General features: G+C 29.5%; 2 protein-coding genes. Both read left to right on the top strand.

The genetic code is table 11. From position 1 onward, the window contains the following. Positions 1-162: 162 nt before the first annotated feature. Complete coding sequence (locus tag ACVFVN_RS14650) at positions 163-897, top strand: hypothetical protein (protein ID WP_456235857.1); 735 nt, start codon at positions 163-165, stop codon at positions 895-897. A gap of 233 nt (positions 898-1130) precedes the next feature. Next, positions 1131-1619, top strand: a complete 489-nt coding sequence (locus tag ACVFVN_RS14645; protein ID WP_456235856.1) for a hypothetical protein — start codon at positions 1131-1133, stop codon at positions 1617-1619. Positions 1620-1795: the final 176 nt, after the last annotated feature.

Here is a 1795-nt window from a genome sequence, read left to right as displayed (position 1 = left end):
ATTCCGCCGAATGCTTTTCAATTCTGCAATTTTTTGTAAGTTAGCAGAAGTGAAAAAGCATCGGCTACGTTTCTGAATTCTTGAACTTTCAGTCCTTCGAATTCCCGCACTTCGCCAATACTTTTTCGTTATGTGCAATATTTCCAAAACTCACGCTAAAAAATGAGAACCAATCAAATCATCTTTTTAATTATAATAATTTTCTTGAATAGTTGCGGTTTTGAAAAAATTGGAGAATGGAATATTTCAGAATTATATGTACAGAAAATTGAAGGTACATCTAAAGTAATTTACAAATATAATGCTTGGGGAGGACGTGATTCAAATGCAAATGGATTTGTAATTATGGATTCGACAGAAAAGTTTAAAATTGACATGAATAAAGAATTGCCTTTTTACTATCTTTCTCAAATTCCAAATAAAAAAAATGTTGAAGGTGTAACACATGAATGTTACGGAACTTGTGGAGAACCTTACTACAAGAGTTTGCCGATTTTTAAACCAATGGAAGTTAAATCTGATTTTGAAAATGGAATAAAAATAACGACAAGAATTTATCAGTATAAAGGATATTCAGAACATGATAGAGGGCTAGAACGATATGTTTTTGAAAAATATAAAGAAACTAGAGACAGCTTATACTTTTATAATTTAGACGATGTTGAAAGTATGGATGGAATTCATTTAGATGAATTGAAAGTAAAAAAAGGTGAAGTATATCTTTCCTCAAATGCTAACAAAGAAATAGAAAAAATATTTGTTGATGATGTAGCTCTGAATCCAAAAACCAATTCTATTGAACAAATTAGACATATTCATTTGACTCCGAAAAATAAACTTATAGATACTGAAATTTCTGAAATAGGAATATTTAGAGAAATAAAAAAGTCAAAATAATACTGCACATAACATTGTATTGGCAAAATGCGGGGAGAAGTGCAAAATTGAGCTTTTTGTAATATTTAGCCGCCAATATTTTCCTATTCCACATTTTTGTTTAACTTAGTTCCATTGAAAAAATATTGGCTACGATTGGTCTGAACTTGAACCTTCGTTCAAATTAAGCCCGCACTTCGCCAATACTTTTTCCGTTAGCTGCAAGAAAATCAAAACATTCCGCATAAAGACAAATGAAGAAAATTATCTACATAGTTTACCTACTATTTTTATTCTCATGTTCAAGTTCAAGACAGATTTTGAATACTGATTTTATAGAGTTTAATCACAAAAATTATATGGTAATTAATGATGATCAAATAAATATAAAATTAATTCCAAAAAATTTCAGAGATAAAGAATACGTTTCTGTTAAAATAATTTATCAAGGTGAAAAGCTAGACAATAAAAGAATTTCCAAATCTGACTATGAAAAAATAAAAAAAATCATTAATCAAATTAATGTGGAAGATTTAGAAATGCCAAGAATTGTAAATAAGGGAAAGACAAATGAATATTTTGTTGGAATTGCTGATGGTGGAAGCAATTCGACAACAATTTCTGAAAATGAAGTAAAAAAAGTATATTCAACAAAAGGTTTTAGCAAAGAATACCACAAAACTTTTTATGATGCTGTTAAAATAATATTTGAAACTGTTAACATCGAATTAAAAAACCTCTAATTTTTCCTGCAGCTAACAGTGTATTGGCAAAATGCGGGGTTTTGGGAACGTTGAAATTTTGTAAAAATATTCCGCCGAATGCTTTTCAATTCTGCAATTTTTTGTAAGTTAGCAGAAGTGAAAAAGCATCGGCTACGTTTCTGAATTCTTGAACTTTCAGTCCTTCGAATTCCCGC

The sequence above is a fragment of the Soonwooa purpurea genome (assembly GCF_053891095.1).
The sequence above is the reverse complement of the archived record's forward strand: the minus strand, read 5'-3'. Positions and strand labels throughout refer to the sequence as shown.